The sequence below is a fragment of the Klebsiella sp. JB_Kp004 genome (genome assembly GCF_040065795.1).
In the GTDB taxonomy this organism is placed as follows: Bacteria; Pseudomonadota; Gammaproteobacteria; order Enterobacterales; family Enterobacteriaceae; genus Klebsiella; species Klebsiella quasipneumoniae.
This window is the reverse complement of the sequence record NZ_JBEAKW010000032.1, coordinates 1-15,477: the sequence shown is the minus strand read 5'-3', so window position 1 is coordinate 15,477 and position 15,477 is coordinate 1. Positions and strand designations below refer to the sequence as shown.

Genomic DNA, 15,477 nt, shown 5'->3' with positions numbered 1-15,477 from the left:
CTCTGGTCTGACTGAGGGCACCACCATGGCACTCCCCCGTATTACACAAAAAGAGATGACCGAGCGCGAACAGCGCGAATTGAAAACGCTGCTTGACCGCGCGCGCATTGCGCACGGCCGCCCGCTGAGCAATGCGGAAACGAACAGCGTGAAAAAGGAATATATCGATAAGCTGATGGCCCAGCGTGAAGCGGAAGCGAAGAAAGCCCGCCAGGTGAAAAAACAGCAGGCTTATAAGACGGATAAGGAAGCGACCTTTTCCTGGTCGGCGAATACGCCGACCCGCGGCAGGCGTTAACGCCCTTTCTTTTTACGTCCCGGCTGGGTGAAACGTTTGCCGTTGCCAGCCGGGCGGCCCTTATCGTTGCTATTTTCCATCTTCACCACCGGGCGCTTGATGCCGGGGGTCGCCGCTTTGGCCTTCGGCTTAGCTTTCGGCTTCGCTTCGGAAGAAGAGTTTTCAATCAGCTTGAACAGATCGATCAGCTCGTCATCGGTCAGATCGCGCCACTCACCCAGCGGGATCCCCGTCAGGCTGACGTTCATAATCCGCGTACGCTCAAGCTTCGTCACTTCATAGCCAAAGTGCTCGCACATGCGACGGATCTGGCGATTCAGCCCCTGCACCAGAGTGATGCGGAAAACGAACGGCGCTTCTTTCTTTACCTTACATTTTTTGGTCACGGTCCCGAGAATCGGTACCCCCGCGCCCATGCCGCGAATGAACTCATCGGTCACCGGCTTATCGACCGTAACCAGATACTCTTTTTCATGGTCGTTGCCGGCGCGCAGGATCTTATTCACCAGGTCGCCGTGATTGGTGAGGAAGATCAGCCCCTGGGAGTCTTTATCCAGACGGCCGATAGGGAAGATACGCTTGCTGTGGTTGACGAAATCGACAATGTTGTCGCGCTCGCCGTCCTCCGTGGTGCTCACAATGCCGACCGGCTTATTCAGCGCAATCAGCACCAGATCATCCGCTTCGCGCGGCTCAATCAACCGTCCGTTAACTTTGACCAGGTCGCCAGGCTTCACCTGATCGCCAATCGTGGCGCGCTTGCCATTGATAAAGACGTTGCCTTGTTCAATAAAGCGGTCCGCTTCGCGACGCGAGCAGATGCCGCTTTCACTGATGTATTTGTTTAATCGGGTTGATGAGTCGGGCAGCATAGATTCTCCTGTAAAAGCGAAATATACCCTACCTTGCGGGCGAGAAAAAACCTGGATTGCGTTATTCATTATTCAACGGCTTCGTCGGGCTCATGAACAGCATTCCGCTTACCCACATCATGCGCCATATCAGCGCGCCGGTATCGGGGCGATGCTAGAATTTCTGCTTCAATAATAGGTTTAAAACAGGAAGAAAAGATGGAACTGCTACTACTCAGTAACTCCACGCTGCCGGGGAAAGCCTGGCTGGAACACGCCCTGCCGCTGATTGCCGGTCAGGTCAAAGGCCGCCGGACGGCGGTATTCATCCCCTTCGCTGGCGTGACGCAAACCTGGGATGATTACACGGCCAAAGTGGCTGCGGTTATGGCGCCGATGGCGGTCAGCGTAACCGGTATCCACAGCGTCGCCGACCCTATTGCCGCCATTGAAAGCGCCGAGATGGTGATCGTCGGCGGCGGGAACACCTTCCAGCTGTTGAAAGAGTGCCGCAGCCGCGGGCTGCTGGCGCCGATTGTCGATGTCGTCAAACGCGGGGCGTTGTATATCGGCTGGAGCGCAGGTTCAAACCTCGCCTGCCCGACCATTCGCACCACCAACGATATGCCGATTGTCGATCCCCAGGGATTTGATGCGCTGGGGCTGTTCCCGCTCCAGATTAACCCGCACTTCACCAACGCGTTGCCGACCGGGCATCAGGGTGAAACCCGCGAACAGCGTATCCGCGAACTGCTGGTCGTGGCGCCGGAATTAACGGTGATTGGTTTACCGGAAGGAAACTGGATCCAGGTCACCGATGGTCACGCGACCCTTGGCGGCCCGAACCCGACGCTGTTGTTCAAAGCGGGGGAAGCAGCGGTAACCCTGCCTGCAGGCCACCGCTTCTGAGCTGGTATGGCTAACGTTTCCCGGATAGCGGCGCGTTGCGCCTTATCCGGGCTGCCTCAACGGAACGTCCAAACGCATAACCCCGGTTAGCGCAGCGCCGCCGGGGAAGGTCTCAATAGTCATCCCGTTCGTCGTCTTCATCCGGTTGCTCCATCACGCTGTAAGCCACCGAGCAGAACAGGCTGTTCAGGCGCTTCATATCCCCCAGCAGCGCCAGGTGCAACGTACTGGTTTCGATACTCTGCACGTTCTGCTGATGCAGACGGTCAACGTGCGCATGCGAGTAGCGGCGGTTAAGAATGCGGAACCGGTGTTTACTGCGCCGCAGGCGACGGGCGCTGGGCACATCGCTGGAGAAGAAGACCGACATCGCCAGCTGCAGGTTGCTGAGCAACAGATCGTACAGGGCGTCCAGCTCCTTTAACCCTTCCACCGAGAAGGCGCGCCGCGCCGCCAGCGATTTATCAGCGATCTCGCTGCCCATCCGCTCGACGATATCGGAGGCCTGTTCGAGGTTTAACGACATCTCAATAATTTCCGCCCAACGCCGGGACTCCTCTTCCGCCAGCTCATCCTTTGGCATTCGCGCCAGATAGAGCTTAATGGCGGTGTAGAGTACGTTGATATCGTCCGCCATGCGGCGTAGCTCTTTCTCCTGACGCGGTTCGCCATGCATCACCTTATGCAGGCTCTCCAGCATTTGCTCCATCGCGTCACCAATGCGCAGCGTCTCGCGCGCGGCATTGGCCAGCGCCAGCGCCGGGGTGTCCAGCGCCGACGGGTCGAGATGCTTGGGTTTGAGATGGTTATCCAGCTCGGGTTCATCGCGGATCATGCGCTGGCACAGCTTCGCCATCGGCCCGGCAAAAGGCACCATCGCGATGCAGCGCAGCAGGTTGTAAAAAACGTGGAAGTAGATAACCAGCTCGGACTCGGCCAACGGCAGCTTGTGCATCGCCGCCGCCAGCGGATGGACGAACGGCAGAATGATCAGGCTCCCCACCAGCTTAAACAGCAGGCTGCCCAGCGCCACCCGGCGCGCCGCCGCGTTCGCCGCGCTGTTGTTGAGCATCGCCAACAGCCCCGATCCCAGGTTTGCGCCAATCACCAGGCACAGCGCCACCGGGAAAGAGATCGCTCCTGCCGCGGTCAGCGTCGCGGTCAGCAGCACCGCCGCCAGGCTGGAGTAGCTGATGATCGCGAATACGGCGCCAATCAAGGCATCCAGCATAATATCCCCGGTCAGCGAGGCAAAAATCACCTGCACGCCGTTGGCCTGGGTAATGGGGTGGACGGCCTGCACAATCAGCTCCAGGGCCAACAGGATCAGCCCAAGGCCAATCCCCACTCGCCCCAGCTGCCCGGCGCGGGTCTGCTTACGGCCGAGGAAGAAAATCACCCCGATAAATATCAACAACGGCGACAGCCACGACAGGTCGAAGGTCAGCACCCTCGCCATCAGCGCCGTCCCGACGTCGGCCCCCAGCACCATCACCAGCGCCGGCGTGAGGCCCACTAAATCCTGGGCGACAAACGAGGTCACCAGCATGGTGGTGGCATTGCTGCTTTGCACCAGCGCAGTCACGCCAAGACCCGCGCAGAAGGCGAGCGGCTTTTTCTCTACGCTGCTACTGAGAACGGTACGCAGGCGAGCGCCATAGACGCGCATCACCCCGGTACGCACGATATGCGTGCCCCACACCAGCAGAGCGACCGCGGACAACAGGTGTAGCAGAGTTAACACGGAATCAGCTTCTCCTTATCGTTATAGGTGTTCCGACGTTCTGGAACCTATCTCAGTATAAGGGGTTAACCTCAATAAAGAGACAAGGCGCTCACAGAGCGCCTTGTTTGTTGTAAGGAAAGATGACGACTAGTCCGCATCATAGCCCAGATTAGGGGCTAACCAGCGCTCGACTTCCGCCGGGGTCATCCCTTTACGCAGCGCGTAGTCTTCGACCTGGTCGCGCTGGATCTGCGCCACGGCGAAGTATTTGCTGTCAGGATGGCTGAAGTACCAGCCGGAAACCGATGCCCCCGGCCACATGGCGAACGATTCGGTGAGCTTCATGCCGGTATGGGCTTCGACGTCCAGCAGCTGCCAGATGGTGCCTTTTTCGGTGTGCTCCGGACAGGCCGGATACCCCGGCGCCGGACGGATCCCCTGGTAATTCTCGCGAATAAGCTCCTCATTGCTGAGGTTCTCATTGGCCGCATACCCCCAGTAGACCTTGCGCACTTTCTCGTGCAGATACTCGGCGAAGGCTTCTGCCAGACGATCGGCGATGGCCTTGATCATGATCTTGTTATAGTCATCATGCTGCGCTTCATAGGCTTCCGCCAGCGCGTCCTCTTCCAGGCCGCCGGTGACGGCGAAGGCGCCGATATAGTCCGCTTTGCCGCTCAGCTTCGGCGCCACAAAGTCGGCGAGGCAGTAGTTGGCGAAGCCGACCTTCTCCGTCTGCTGGCGCAGGTGATGGCTCACCGTCAGCACGTGGGTGCGGGTTTCATCGCGATAGATTTCAATATCGTCGCCCACGCGGTTGGCCGGGAACAGGCCCACCACGCCGCGCGGGTTGAGGGTTTTCTCTGCGCTCAGCTTATCCAGCAGCTCGTTAGCGTCTTTGAACAGGCGCTGCGCCTCTTCCCCTACCACGTCATCTTCCAGAATGCGCGGATATTTGCCCGCCAGCGACCAGGTCATAAAGAACGGCGTCCAGTCGATGTAGTTGCGTAGCGTCTCGATACTGGCTTCCACCTCCTGAATCCCCAGGCGATGGGCCACCGGCGGAGTGTAGCTCTCCCAGTCAAAGGCCAGATCGTTTTCCCGTGCGGCGGCCAGGGTCACCGGCGGGGTGCGCGGTTTTTTACGCCCATGCTGGATACGCACGGTTTCATACTCTTTGCGCGTACGGGCGACAAACTCATCGCGCTGCGTGTCCGAGAGCAGCGCAGCCACCACCCCGACGGTGCGCGAAGCGTTCTGTACGTAAACGGTCGGGCCGCTGTAGTTCTGCTCGATTTTCACCGCCGTATGCGCTTTAGAGGTGGTCGCGCCACCGATCAGCAGCGGGATGGTAAAGCCCTGGCGCTCCATCTCTTTCGCCACGTTAACCATTTCGTCGAGCGACGGGGTAATCAACCCGGAAAGGCCGATGAGATCCGCGTTCACCTCTTTGGCGGTTTTGAGAATTTTATCCGCCGGGACCATCACGCCAAGATCGATAATTTCGTAGTTATTGCACTGCAGCACCACGCCGACGATGTTTTTGCCGATGTCATGAACGTCGCCTTTTACCGTGGCAATCACCATTTTGCCGTTACTGGAGCCCTGCTCTTTACTGGCTTCAATAAACGGCTCCAGGTAGGCCACCGCCTGTTTCATGACTCGGGCGGATTTCACCACCTGCGGCAGGAACATTTTGCCTTCGCCGAACAGATCGCCGACCACGTTCATGCCGTCCATCAGCGGCCCTTCGATCACCTCAATCGGGCGAGCGGCCTGCTGACGCGCTTCTTCGGTGTCCTGTTCAATAAATTCGGTAATGCCCTTCACCAGCGAATATTCGAGGCGTTTTTTCACCTCCCAGCTGCGCCATTCCGCCTGCTGGGCATTTGCGCCGTCGTCAACTTTACTGCCGCGATATTTTTCCGCCAGCTCGAGCAATCTTTCGGTGCTGTCATCGCGGCGGTTGAGAATCACGTCCTCCACCGCGTCACGCAACTCGGCGGGAAGATCGTCGTAAATCGCCAGCTGGCCGGCGTTGACGATGCCCATATCCATGCCGTTACGGATCGCGTAGTAGAGGAATACCGCGTGGATCGCCTCACGTACCGGGTCATTGCCGCGGAAAGAGAAGGAGACGTTGGAGACGCCGCCGGAGATCAGCGCGTGCGGCAGCTCGCGTTTGATGTCTTCGCAGGCGCCGATAAAGTCCTGGGCATAGTTATTGTGTTCTTCGATACCGGTCGCCACCGCGAAGATATTCGGGTCAAAGATAATATCTTCTGGCGGGAAGCCGACCTCTTCGGTGAGGATTTTGTAGGCGCGACGGCAAATCTCAATTTTACGTTCGCGGGTATCGGCCTGACCCACTTCGTCAAAGGCCATCACCACCACCGCGGCGCCGTAGCGGCGCACCTTTTTCGCATGCTGGATGAACGGCTCAACGCCCTCTTTCATCGAAATCGAGTTAACGATGCCTTTGCCCTGAATGCATTTCAGGCCCTTTTCAATGACTTCCCACTTGGAGGAGTCGATCATGATCGGCACGCGGGCAATGTCCGGCTCGCCGGCAATCAGGTTGAGGAAGCGCGTCATCGCCGCTTCGGCGTCGAGCATCCCCTCGTCCATGTTGATATCGATGATCTGCGCGCCGCTTTCCACCTGCTGACGCGCCACGTCCAGCGCTTCGCTGTACTTCTCTTCTTTGATTAAGCGTTTAAATTTCGCCGAGCCGGTAACGTTGGTACGTTCGCCGACGTTAACGAACAGGCTGTCATCGCCGATATTCAGCGGCTCCAGGCCGGAAAGACGGCAGGCGACGGGGATCTCCGGCAGCTGGCGCGGCGGCAGGCCGGCCACCGCGCGGCTCATGGCGGCGATATGTTCCGGCGTGGTGCCGCAGCAGCCGCCGACGATATTGAGGAAACCGGCTTCCGCCCATTCGCGGATCTGCGCCGCCATGGTATCGGCATCCAGATCGTATTCGCCGAAGGCATTGGGCAGGCCAGCGTTCGGGTGCGCGGTAACGTAGCACTCAGCGATACGCGACAGCTCCTGGACGTACTGGCGCAGTTCGTCCGGCCCGAGGGCGCAGTTCAGACCAAACGATAAGGCTTCGGCGTGACGCAGCGAGTTATAGAAAGCTTCGGTGGTCTGCCCGGACAGCGTGCGGCCGGAGGCATCGGTAATGGTCCCGGAGATCATCAGCGGCAGGTCAACGCCCAGCGCCTCCAGCTCCTCTTTCACCGCATAGATGGCCGCTTTGGCGTTCAGGGTGTCAAATACCGTTTCAATCAGGATCAGATCCACGCCGCCTTCCACCAGCGCCCGGGTGGATTCGCGATAGGCAGCCACCAGCTGGTCAAAGGTAATATTGCGGAACGCCGGATCGTTCACATCAGGCGAAATAGAGGCGGTGCGGTTGGTTGGGCCAAGCACGCCCGCGACGTAGCGCGGTTTTTCCGGCGTGCGGGCCGTCCAGGCGTCGGCGCTGGCGCGGGCCAGCTTCGCCGCCGCAAAGTTGATCTCTGCCGACAGGGATTCCATCTGGTAATCCGCCATCGCAATGGTCGTCGAGTTAAAGGTGTTGGTCTCAATGATATCCGCGCCGGCCTCGAAGTAGGCGTCGTGGATCTCGCGGATCACCTCGGGCTTGCTGAGCACCAGCAGGTCGTTGTTGCCTTTCAGGTCGCACGGCCAGTCAGCAAAGCGCTCACCGCGAAAGTCCTGCTCACTCAGACGGTAGCCCTGGATCATGGTGCCCATGCCCCCATCCAGAACCAGAATACGTTCTTTTAACTGCTGATGCAGTTGCTCAACTTTGCTGCTCACACTTGCTCCCGACAACGCTCAACACAGGCCAAATAGCCAACAAACCATACTGGCATAAACCACCGGAGCGGAAAAGACAACAACGGGCAATATGAGACATGTTCAGCTTCACTCCTCCGATGAGTCCGGTTGTGATTGCATTATCGCCAAATAAAACGAAAATCATTTCCACGATACAGAAAAAGGAGTCCGCGATGGCCACTACCCCCGTTCCCGCAAAACGCGGCAGAAAACCCGCGGCTGCCACCGCCCAACAGGCTGGCGGTCAGGTTCAGTCGCTGACCCGCGGCCTGAAATTGCTCGAATGGATTGCCGAGTCCCACAGCAGCGTCGCGCTGACCGAGCTGGCGCAGCAGGCGGGTCTGCCCAACTCAACCACTCACCGCCTGCTGACCACCATGCAGCAGCTGGGTTTCGTTCGCCAGGTCGGCGAGCTGGGCCACTGGGCCGTCGGCGCGCATGCCTTCGTGGTCGGCAGCAGCTTTCTGCAAAGCCGCAATCTGCTGGCGATTGTCCACCCGATCCTGCGCCAGCTGATGGAGGATTCCGGTGAAACGGTGAATCTGGCGGTGCTTGACCAGAGCGACCACCAGGCGATCATTATCGACCAGGTGCAGTGCACCCAGCTGATGCGTATGTCGGCGCCAATCGGCGGAAAACTGCCGATGCACGCCTCCGGCGCCGGGAAGGCGTTCCTCTCGCAGCTGAGCGAAGAGCAGGTGACCAGCCTGCTGCACCGTAAAGGGCTGCATGCCTATACGCATGCCACGCTGGTCTCGCCGCTGCATCTGAAGGAAGATTTAGCGCAGACCCGCAAGCGGGGCTACTCGTTCGATGACGAGGAGCACGCGCTCGGCCTGCGCTGCGTCGCCGCCTGCATTTATGATGAACACCGCGAACCGTTCGCGGCAATCTCCATCTCCGGTCCCATCTCACGCATGACCGATGATCGGGTGACCGAGCTGGGCGCGCTGGTGATCAAAGCGGCGAAGGAAGTGACGCTGGCATACGGCGGGGTTAAATAAAAAAATGCCCCGCAGGGGCATTTTAAGTAGGCCTGATAAGCGTAGCGCCATCAGGCAGATCGGCGCACCTTGCCGGATGGCGGCGTAAACGCCTCATCCGGCCTACTGTCGGCGCCATAGCGCACGCTAAAACGCTGCTTACGCCGGTAAGCATAGACATCTTCCACATGACCGTTTTTAATCCGCGTCTGCAGTTCGCGCCAGTAGTCGGCACGCAGCAGGTCGGCATGCATCTCCTCAAACAGCGGCCCAATGCGCGGGTCAGCGCACAGCCAGTGGCGGAACTCCTCCGGAAACACATCCCCCGGCGAGACGCTGTACCACGGCTCGCTGGCCAGCTCATCCTCGGGATAGCGCGGCGGCGGGATCTGGCGGAAATTCACCTCCGTCATATAGCAGATTTCATCATAGTCGTAGAACACCACCCGGCCGTGGCGGGTGACGCCGAAGTTTTTAAACAGCATATCGCCGGGAAAGATGTTGGCGGCGGCCAGCTGGCGGATAGCATTCCCATACTCTTCTACCGCATCGCGCAGCGCCTGGCCGTTAACCTGCTCCAGCCACAGGTTGAGCGGCACCATTCGCCGTTCAATATACAGATGACTGATGACAATCCGGTCGCCGAGGTCGGTCAGTTTGTTCCCCGCTTCCGCCTGCAGCAGCGCCAGCAGCGCTGGCGCGATTTGTCGTTTCTCCAGCACGAAGTTTTCAAACTCCTGCGTGTCCGCCATCCGCCCGACGCGGTCATGCTCCTTTACCAGCTGATAGCAGGCGCGCACGTGGGCGGCGGTCATCTCCTTCTGCGGCGCGAAGCGGTCTTTGATCACCTTGAACACCCGGTCAAACCCCGGCAGGGTAAACACCAGCATCACCATCCCGCGAATGCCCGGCGCCTCGATAAACTGCTCATCGCAGCGAGCGATGTAGTGCAGATATTCGCGATAGCTTTCGGTTTTGGCGTGCTTCTGGCAGCCAATCGCCATATACAGCTCGGCCGTGGTTTTACCCGGCAGGATCTCGCGCAGCCATTCCACCAGAGCGCCGGGCAGGGGCGCATAAACCATAAAATAGGAACGCGCGAAGCCAAAAACGATGCTCGCTTCGGCATGGGTGGTCAGGCAGGTATCGACAAACAGCTCGCCCTCGTCGCTGCGATGGATCGGCAGCAAGAAGGGCAGCGTGGTCATCGGCATCACCAGTTTGCCCACCAGCCAGGCGGCTTTGTTGCGATAGAACAGCTCATTGGCGACCTGTAGATGACAGGTGGCGAGCGGCTCCTCCCCCAGCGCCTCCTGCAGACTGGCAATGATATAGCCGATATCCCGCGCTTTATTTTGCCACGGCAGCCGCAGCGGCAGATCGGACAGCACTTTACCCAGCAGGTGCGACCAGCCGCGCTCTGGATAGAAATCTTTCGCCAGCGGGCGCGGAAGGGTGCGAAAAGGACGCTCGGGCTGCGAGCTGAAAATAAAGAGCCGCTCGGGGGTCAGCGAGCGGTGGTCAAACAGGCGGCAGTAGACCGAATTGAAAAAGCTCTCGGCAATTTCAAAACGAGGGTAATCCGGCAGCAAACGGGTGTAGTGGGCTTTCACCCGCAGCAAAAAGTCGGCATCCGTGCTTTTTCCCTCCGTGATGCAGCGCAGCTGCTCCACCACCAGACCCACATGGTGGTCATAGAGATGGATCCGCTGTTTCATCGCCTGCTGCACCGCATGCCAGTCGGCCTGTTCAAAGCGCTGCTGCGCGCCGGAAGTCACTTCGAGAAAACGCCCATACTGAGCGTCAAATCCCTGCAATATCGTTTGGGCAATCAGTAATTCCAGACCACGCGTCATCGAACTCCCCCATCCGGTACCACGTCAGGCCGGATGGCGCGCTCGCTTATCCGGTCTGGATCCCTTCACAGGCCCGGTGAGCGTCGTGCCACCGGGCATGGCTCAAAACTGATCTTCTTCGGTCGAGCCGGTCAGCGCCGTCACCGACGAGGCGCCGCCCTGGATAATGGTAGTGACCTTGTCGAAGTAGCCGGTGCCCACCTCCTGCTGATGCGAGACGAAGGTATAGCCTTCCGGCCCGGCGGCGAATTCCGGCTGCTGCACTTTTTCAACATAGTGGCGCATCCCCTCACCCTGAGCGTAGGCATGGGCGAGGTCGAACATGTTGAACCACATGCTGTGGATCCCGGCGAGAGTAATAAACTGGTATTTGTACCCCATGTCCGACAGCTGCTGCTGGAAGCTGGCGATGGTTTTATCATCGAGATTTTTCTTCCAGTTAAACGACGGCGAGCAGTTATAGGCCAGCAGTTTGCCCGGGAAACGCGCATGAATGGCTTCGGCAAAGCGACGCGCCTGCTCGAGATCCGGTTTCGACGTTTCACACCACACCAGGTCCGCATACGGCGCGTAAGCCAGCCCGCGGCTGATCGCCTGCTCGATCCCGGCATGGGTGCGGAAGAACCCTTCGCTGGTGCGATCTCCGGTAATAAACTCACGATCGTACGGATCGCAGTCTGAGGTAATTAAATCAGCAGCGTCAGCATCGGTACGGGCGATCACCAGCGTCGGGACCCCCATCACGTCGGCAGCCAGACGCGCCGCCACCAGTTTCTGTATCGCCTCCTGGGTTGGAACCAGCACTTTACCGCCCATATGACCGCACTTCTTCACCGACGCCAGCTGATCTTCGAAGTGAACAGCCGCTGCACCGGCTTCAATCATCGATTTCATCAGCTCAAAGGCGTTCAGGACGCCGCCGAAACCGGCCTCCGCATCCGCCACAATCGGCAGGAAGTAGTCGATAAAGCGCGGATCGTTCGGCTCAATCCCGGCTGACCACTGGATCTGATCGGCGCGGCGGAAGGTATTGTTGATCCGATCCACCACCGCCGGTACCGAGTTGGCCGGGTACAGCGACTGATCCGGGTACATGCTGGACGCCAGGTTAGCATCCGCCGCCACCTGCCAGCCGGAGAGATAAATGGCTTCGATGCCGGCCTTCGCCTGCTGCAAGGCCTGGCCGCCGGTCAGCGCGCCAAGGCTGTTGATGTACCCTTTCTTCGCCTCACCGTGCAGCAGACGCCACATTTTCGCTGCGCCAAGCTGCGCCAGCGTGCATTCCGGGTTCACCGAGCCGCGTAATTTCACCACCTCTTCCGCGCTGTACGGGCGGGTAATCCCTTCCCAGCGCGGGTTCGTCCACTCTTTGTTTAATTCTTCGATTTGTTGGGTACGGGTTTTCATGTGCAGATGCTCCATATTATTTCCTGGCTCCCCAGGCGTCATTGGTGAAGGACTAAATGGCGAACAACACCATCTGGCGATTAGGCCAGCAGGCGGTAGCCCGGTAATGTCAGAAAATCAATCAGTTCGTCGGAGGTGGTGATCTGCTCCATCAGCCGCGCCGCATCGTCAAAGCGGCCATGGCTGAAGCGGTGCTCCCCCAGCTCCTCCTGAATGACCATCAGCTCTTCCGCCAGCCACTGGCGGAACAGCGCTTTCGTGACCGGCGTGCCGTCGTTCAGGGTTTTCTGATGATGGATCCACTGCCAGATAGAGGTGCGCGAGATCTCGGCCGTCGCGGCGTCTTCCATCAGGCCATAAATCGGTACACAGCCGTTGCCGGAGATCCAGGCTTCGATATACTGCACCGCCACGCGGATGTTGGCGCGCATCCCGGCTTCCGTGCGCTCGCCCTCGCAGGGGGCCAGCAGCTGTTCGGCAGTAATTGGCGCGTCCTCGCTACGGGTCACCGAGAGCTGATTCGGCTTGTCGCCGAGCACGCGGTTAAACACCGCCATGGCGGTATCCGCCAGCCCAGGATGGGCGATCCAGGTGCCATCGTGACCGTTGTTCGCCTCCAGCTCTTTGTCGGCGGTGACTTTATTCAGCACCTGACGGTTACGCTCGGCCTCTTTACTCGGGATAAAGGCCGCCATTCCACCCATCGCAAACGCCCCGCGTTTGTGGCAGGTCTTAATCAACAGCCGTGAGTAGGCGCTGAGGAAGGGTTTATCCATCGTCACCACCTGGCGGTCCGGCAGTACGCGGTCAGGATGGTTTTTCAGCGTCTTGATATAGCTGAAGATATAGTCCCAGCGGCCGCAGTTCAGGCCGACGATATGGTCGCGCAGCGCATGCAGGATCTCATCCATCTGGAACACCGCCGGCAGTGTTTCAATTAGCAGCGTGGCCTTGATGGTGCCGCGCGGCAGGTCAAAGCGATCTTCAGTAAAGCTGAAGACATCGTTCCACCATGCCGCCTCCTGCCAGGCCTGGGTTTTTGGCAGATAGAAGTAGGGACCACTTCCTTTCGCCAGCAGCGCCTGGTAGTTATGAAAGAAATAGAGCGCAAAATCGAAAAGACTGCCGGGAATGGCCTCATTACGCCAGGTCACATGCTTTTCCGGCAGGTGCAGGCCGCGCACACGGCATACCAGCACAGCGGGATTGGGCTGCAGTTGGTAGATTTTGCCAGCCTCATTGGTGTAGCTGATGGTCCCGTTCACGGCATCGCGTAGGTTGATTTGGCCATCAATGACTTTACGCCAGTCCGGCGCCAGCGAATCCTCAAAGTCCGCCATAAAGACTTTTACGTTAGCATTCAGCGCGTTAATGACCATCTTGCGCTCGACGGGGCCGGTGATTTCAACGCGGCGATCCTGCAAATCCGCCGGGATACCGCGAATGGTCCAGTCGCCATTTCTAATGGAAGCAGTTTCCGAAATAAAATCCGGCAGCTGCCCATCGTCAATGGCCTGCTGCTGCTGCAGACGCGCGGCCAGCAGTTTATTGCGCGCCGGCGTAAAGCGGCTCACCAGTTCCGTCAGGAATTCTACCGCCTCAGGCGTTAAGATCTGCTTCTCCTGCTCGCCATAGGGCTGACTAAAGGCCAGTTCATCGGTGATTGTCGCCTGCTGCGTCATTGTGCTGCTCCTCTTGGTTGATCCGCTGGAAGCGAGCGAAAGATCGTTGTGCAGTTTTCGCTCAGCACAATTAAGACTACTCAATTAATTTTCAAAATCAAAAACAATTTCCATTTTAATTTTAAAATGAGATTAACATATTGATAACAATGAAATTAAAGTTATCATCAGCCATGAGGTGAATTTCGGAAATAAAAAAGGCACCCGAAGGTGCCAGGGGCAAAGTGCTGAAACGCTTTAGGATCGTTTCGTGCGGAGTATTACTCCAGCGTTGGATTCATATGACGCAGATCGTATGGTGTAATCTGGTAGACGTAATAGTTCAGCCAGTTAGCGAACAGCAGATTACCGTGGCTCCGCCAGGTGGCGCGCGGTTTGTTCTGCGGGTCGTTTTGCGGAAAATAGTTGTGGGGAATCTCAGGGTTCAAACCGGCTTCCACATCGCGGAAATATTCACTTGCCAGGGTATTGGCATCGTACTCGGGGTGGCCGGTGACAAAGGCTATACGCTTATCTTTACTGGCGAACAGATACGCATCGCCCTCTTCCGTCTCCGCGAGGATCTCGAGATCGGTATAATCCCGGATAAGCCCTGCAGGAAAGTCAGCATAGCGTGAGTGTGGGGCCAGGAAAGAGTCGTCGAAACCGCGGGTCAGTAAAGCGTGTGGATGAAGAATATGGTGTTCATAAACGCCAGAAATCTTTTCGGCGCGGGTCTGCTTGGGAATGCCGTACAGAATATTCAGCGCGGCCTGAACCGCCCAACAGACGAACAGCGTCGAAGTGACGTGATCCTTGGCCCACTCCAGCACCTGTTTGATCTGCGGCCAGTAAGCGACATCATTAAATTCAACCAGGCCTAAGGGAGCGCCGGTGACGATCAGGCCGTCGAAGTTCTGATCGCAGATCTCATCGAAATTGCAGTAAAAGTTATTCAGATGCTCCGCCGGCGTATTACGTGACTCACGCGCATCGATACGTAATAACTGGATGTCCACCTGCAGCGGAGAGTTTGACAGCAGACGCAGGAACTGATTCTCCGTCTCGATTTTCTTCGGCATCAGGTTGAGGATTAACACCTTCAGGGGGCGGATTTCCTGAGTTGTTGCACGCGTTGTCGTCATCACAAAGACGTTTTCATTGCGCAAGAAATTGACGGCTGGTAGCTCGTCCTGCACCCGAATTGGCATAACTCTATTACCTCATAGCATACGTATAAACGTTTAGACATCCAGATAGCTGAAGATAACCAGGAAACGGGTGAATGTCGAGTCTGCATGTTCACGGTGAGAAAATTTCACGGCGCGCATTGAGTTAGAATATAAGAATGAAGAAAAGGAGAAAATATGGTTATTAGCATCCGCCGTTCCCGGCCTGATGAAGGGGATAAACTGATTGCGATCTGGTGTCGGTCAGTCGACGCCACGCACGATTTTCTGTCAAAAGCGTATCGGAGAGAGCTGGAGGAGCTGGTACGTGCCTTTTTACCGGAGGCTCCGCTGTGGGTGGCGGTTAACACGGAGGACCAGCCGATCGCCTTTATGCTGTTGACCGGAGATCATATGGATGCGCTGTTCGTCGATCCGGATGTCCGCGGCTGCGGTGTGGGGAGATTGCTGATCGCGCATGCGCTGTCGTTAACGCCAACACTGACGACCAACGTAAATGAGCAGAATGAACAAGCGGTCGGGTTTTATCGGAGAATGGGTTTCAAAGTGACAGGTCGCTCTGAAACGGACGATCTGGGTCAACCGTATCCGTTATTGAATTTGATACATGAGCAGCAGGCTGAAGCAGACTACGATTGACGTCGGTAACTTTGCGGCATTGATGTCCCCTCGGCCAGCTGGTGGCCGAGGATCCGTAGCCCCGGTAAGCGCAGCGCCACCGGGGAGGCATACCCCACACAGCAA

General features: G+C 58.0%; 11 protein-coding genes. 4 read left to right on the top strand and 7 right to left on the bottom strand.

Annotated features, from left to right (window positions below; genetic code table 11):
* The first annotated feature begins 25 nt into the window (after nucleotides 1-25).
* Nucleotides 26-298: a DUF3811 domain-containing protein gene (locus ABLX76_RS13890; RefSeq protein WP_004177859.1), complete on the top strand. Its 273-nt coding sequence runs from the start codon at nucleotides 26-28 to the stop codon at nucleotides 296-298.
* Here ABLX76_RS13890 and rluF read toward each other — a convergent pair.
* Nucleotides 295-1,170, bottom strand: a complete 876-nt coding sequence (gene rluF, locus ABLX76_RS13885; protein ID WP_023291614.1) for a 23S rRNA pseudouridine(2604) synthase RluF — start codon at nucleotides 1,168-1,170, stop codon at nucleotides 295-297. The genes ABLX76_RS13890 and rluF overlap by 4 nt on opposite strands.
* Before the next feature lie 198 nt (nucleotides 1,171-1,368).
* Here rluF and pepE point away from each other — a divergent pair, with 198 nt between their 5' ends.
* Nucleotides 1,369-2,058: a dipeptidase PepE gene (gene pepE, locus ABLX76_RS13880; RefSeq protein WP_048336442.1), complete on the top strand. Its 690-nt coding sequence runs from the start codon at nucleotides 1,369-1,371 to the stop codon at nucleotides 2,056-2,058.
* Between the two features lie 112 nt (nucleotides 2,059-2,170).
* Here the strand turns inward: pepE and ABLX76_RS13875 are convergent, their stop codons facing one another.
* The gene (locus tag ABLX76_RS13875; RefSeq protein ID WP_004206824.1) at nucleotides 2,171-3,802 is read right to left on the bottom strand and encodes a Na/Pi cotransporter family protein; all 1,632 of its coding nucleotides are present in this window, start codon (nucleotides 3,800-3,802) and stop codon (nucleotides 2,171-2,173) included.
* 129 nt (nucleotides 3,803-3,931) lie between these two features.
* Nucleotides 3,932-7,615 (bottom strand): methionine synthase, encoded by a 3,684-nt coding sequence (metH, locus tag ABLX76_RS13870; RefSeq protein WP_218810459.1) that lies wholly within the window; start codon nucleotides 7,613-7,615, stop codon nucleotides 3,932-3,934.
* Between the two features lie 194 nt (nucleotides 7,616-7,809).
* On the opposite strand from metH, the gene iclR reads away from it, so the two are divergent.
* On the top strand, nucleotides 7,810-8,640 hold the full coding sequence (iclR, locus tag ABLX76_RS13865; protein ID WP_004206826.1) for a glyoxylate bypass operon transcriptional repressor IclR: 831 nt from the start codon (nucleotides 7,810-7,812) through the stop codon (nucleotides 8,638-8,640).
* A 50-nt stretch (nucleotides 8,641-8,690) separates the two neighbouring features.
* Here the strand turns inward: iclR and aceK are convergent, their stop codons facing one another.
* The 4 genes from aceK to metA all read right to left on the bottom strand — a co-directional run bounded on the left by aceK (nucleotide 8,691) and on the right by metA (nucleotide 14,754).
* Nucleotides 8,691-10,475: a bifunctional isocitrate dehydrogenase kinase/phosphatase gene (gene aceK / locus ABLX76_RS13860; protein WP_348874676.1), complete on the bottom strand. Its 1,785-nt coding sequence runs from the start codon at nucleotides 10,473-10,475 to the stop codon at nucleotides 8,691-8,693.
* Between the two features lie 102 nt (nucleotides 10,476-10,577).
* Nucleotides 10,578-11,882 (bottom strand): isocitrate lyase, encoded by a 1,305-nt coding sequence (gene aceA / locus ABLX76_RS13855; protein WP_004206828.1) that lies wholly within the window; start codon nucleotides 11,880-11,882, stop codon nucleotides 10,578-10,580.
* 80 nt (nucleotides 11,883-11,962) lie between these two features.
* Nucleotides 11,963-13,564 (bottom strand): malate synthase A, encoded by a 1,602-nt coding sequence (aceB, locus tag ABLX76_RS13850; RefSeq protein WP_023291609.1) that lies wholly within the window; start codon nucleotides 13,562-13,564, stop codon nucleotides 11,963-11,965.
* A 260-nt stretch (nucleotides 13,565-13,824) separates the two neighbouring features.
* A complete protein-coding gene (gene metA, locus ABLX76_RS13845; RefSeq protein ID WP_004146576.1) occupies nucleotides 13,825-14,754 on the bottom strand; it encodes a homoserine O-succinyltransferase in 930 nt (309 codons plus the stop codon).
* Between the two features lie 156 nt (nucleotides 14,755-14,910).
* Here metA and ABLX76_RS13840 point away from each other — a divergent pair, with 156 nt between their 5' ends.
* Entirely contained in the window at nucleotides 14,911-15,372 is a 462-nt protein-coding gene (locus ABLX76_RS13840; RefSeq protein WP_065883729.1) for an acetyltransferase, read from the top strand.
* The last annotated feature ends 105 nt before the right edge of the window (nucleotides 15,373-15,477 follow it).

Coding starts and splice junctions, on each gene's coding strand:
- ABLX76_RS13890 (WP_004177859.1), top strand. CDS start 26: ATGGCACTCCCCCGTATTACACAAAAAGAGATGACCGAGCGCGAACAG.
- rluF (WP_023291614.1), bottom strand. CDS start 1,170: ATGCTGCCCGACTCATCAACCCGATTAAACAAATACATCAGTGAAAGC.
- pepE (WP_048336442.1), top strand. CDS start 1,369: ATGGAACTGCTACTACTCAGTAACTCCACGCTGCCGGGGAAAGCCTGG.
- iclR (WP_004206826.1), top strand. CDS start 7,810: ATGGCCACTACCCCCGTTCCCGCAAAACGCGGCAGAAAACCCGCGGCT.
- aceK (WP_348874676.1), bottom strand. CDS start 10,475: ATGACGCGTGGTCTGGAATTACTGATTGCCCAAACGATATTGCAGGGA.
- aceA (WP_004206828.1), bottom strand. CDS start 11,882: ATGAAAACCCGTACCCAACAAATCGAAGAATTAAACAAAGAGTGGACG.
- aceB (WP_023291609.1), bottom strand. CDS start 13,564: ATGACGCAGCAGGCGACAATCACCGATGAACTGGCCTTTAGTCAGCCC.
- metA (WP_004146576.1), bottom strand. CDS start 14,754: ATGCCAATTCGGGTGCAGGACGAGCTACCAGCCGTCAATTTCTTGCGC.
- ABLX76_RS13840 (WP_065883729.1), top strand. CDS start 14,911: ATGGTTATTAGCATCCGCCGTTCCCGGCCTGATGAAGGGGATAAACTG.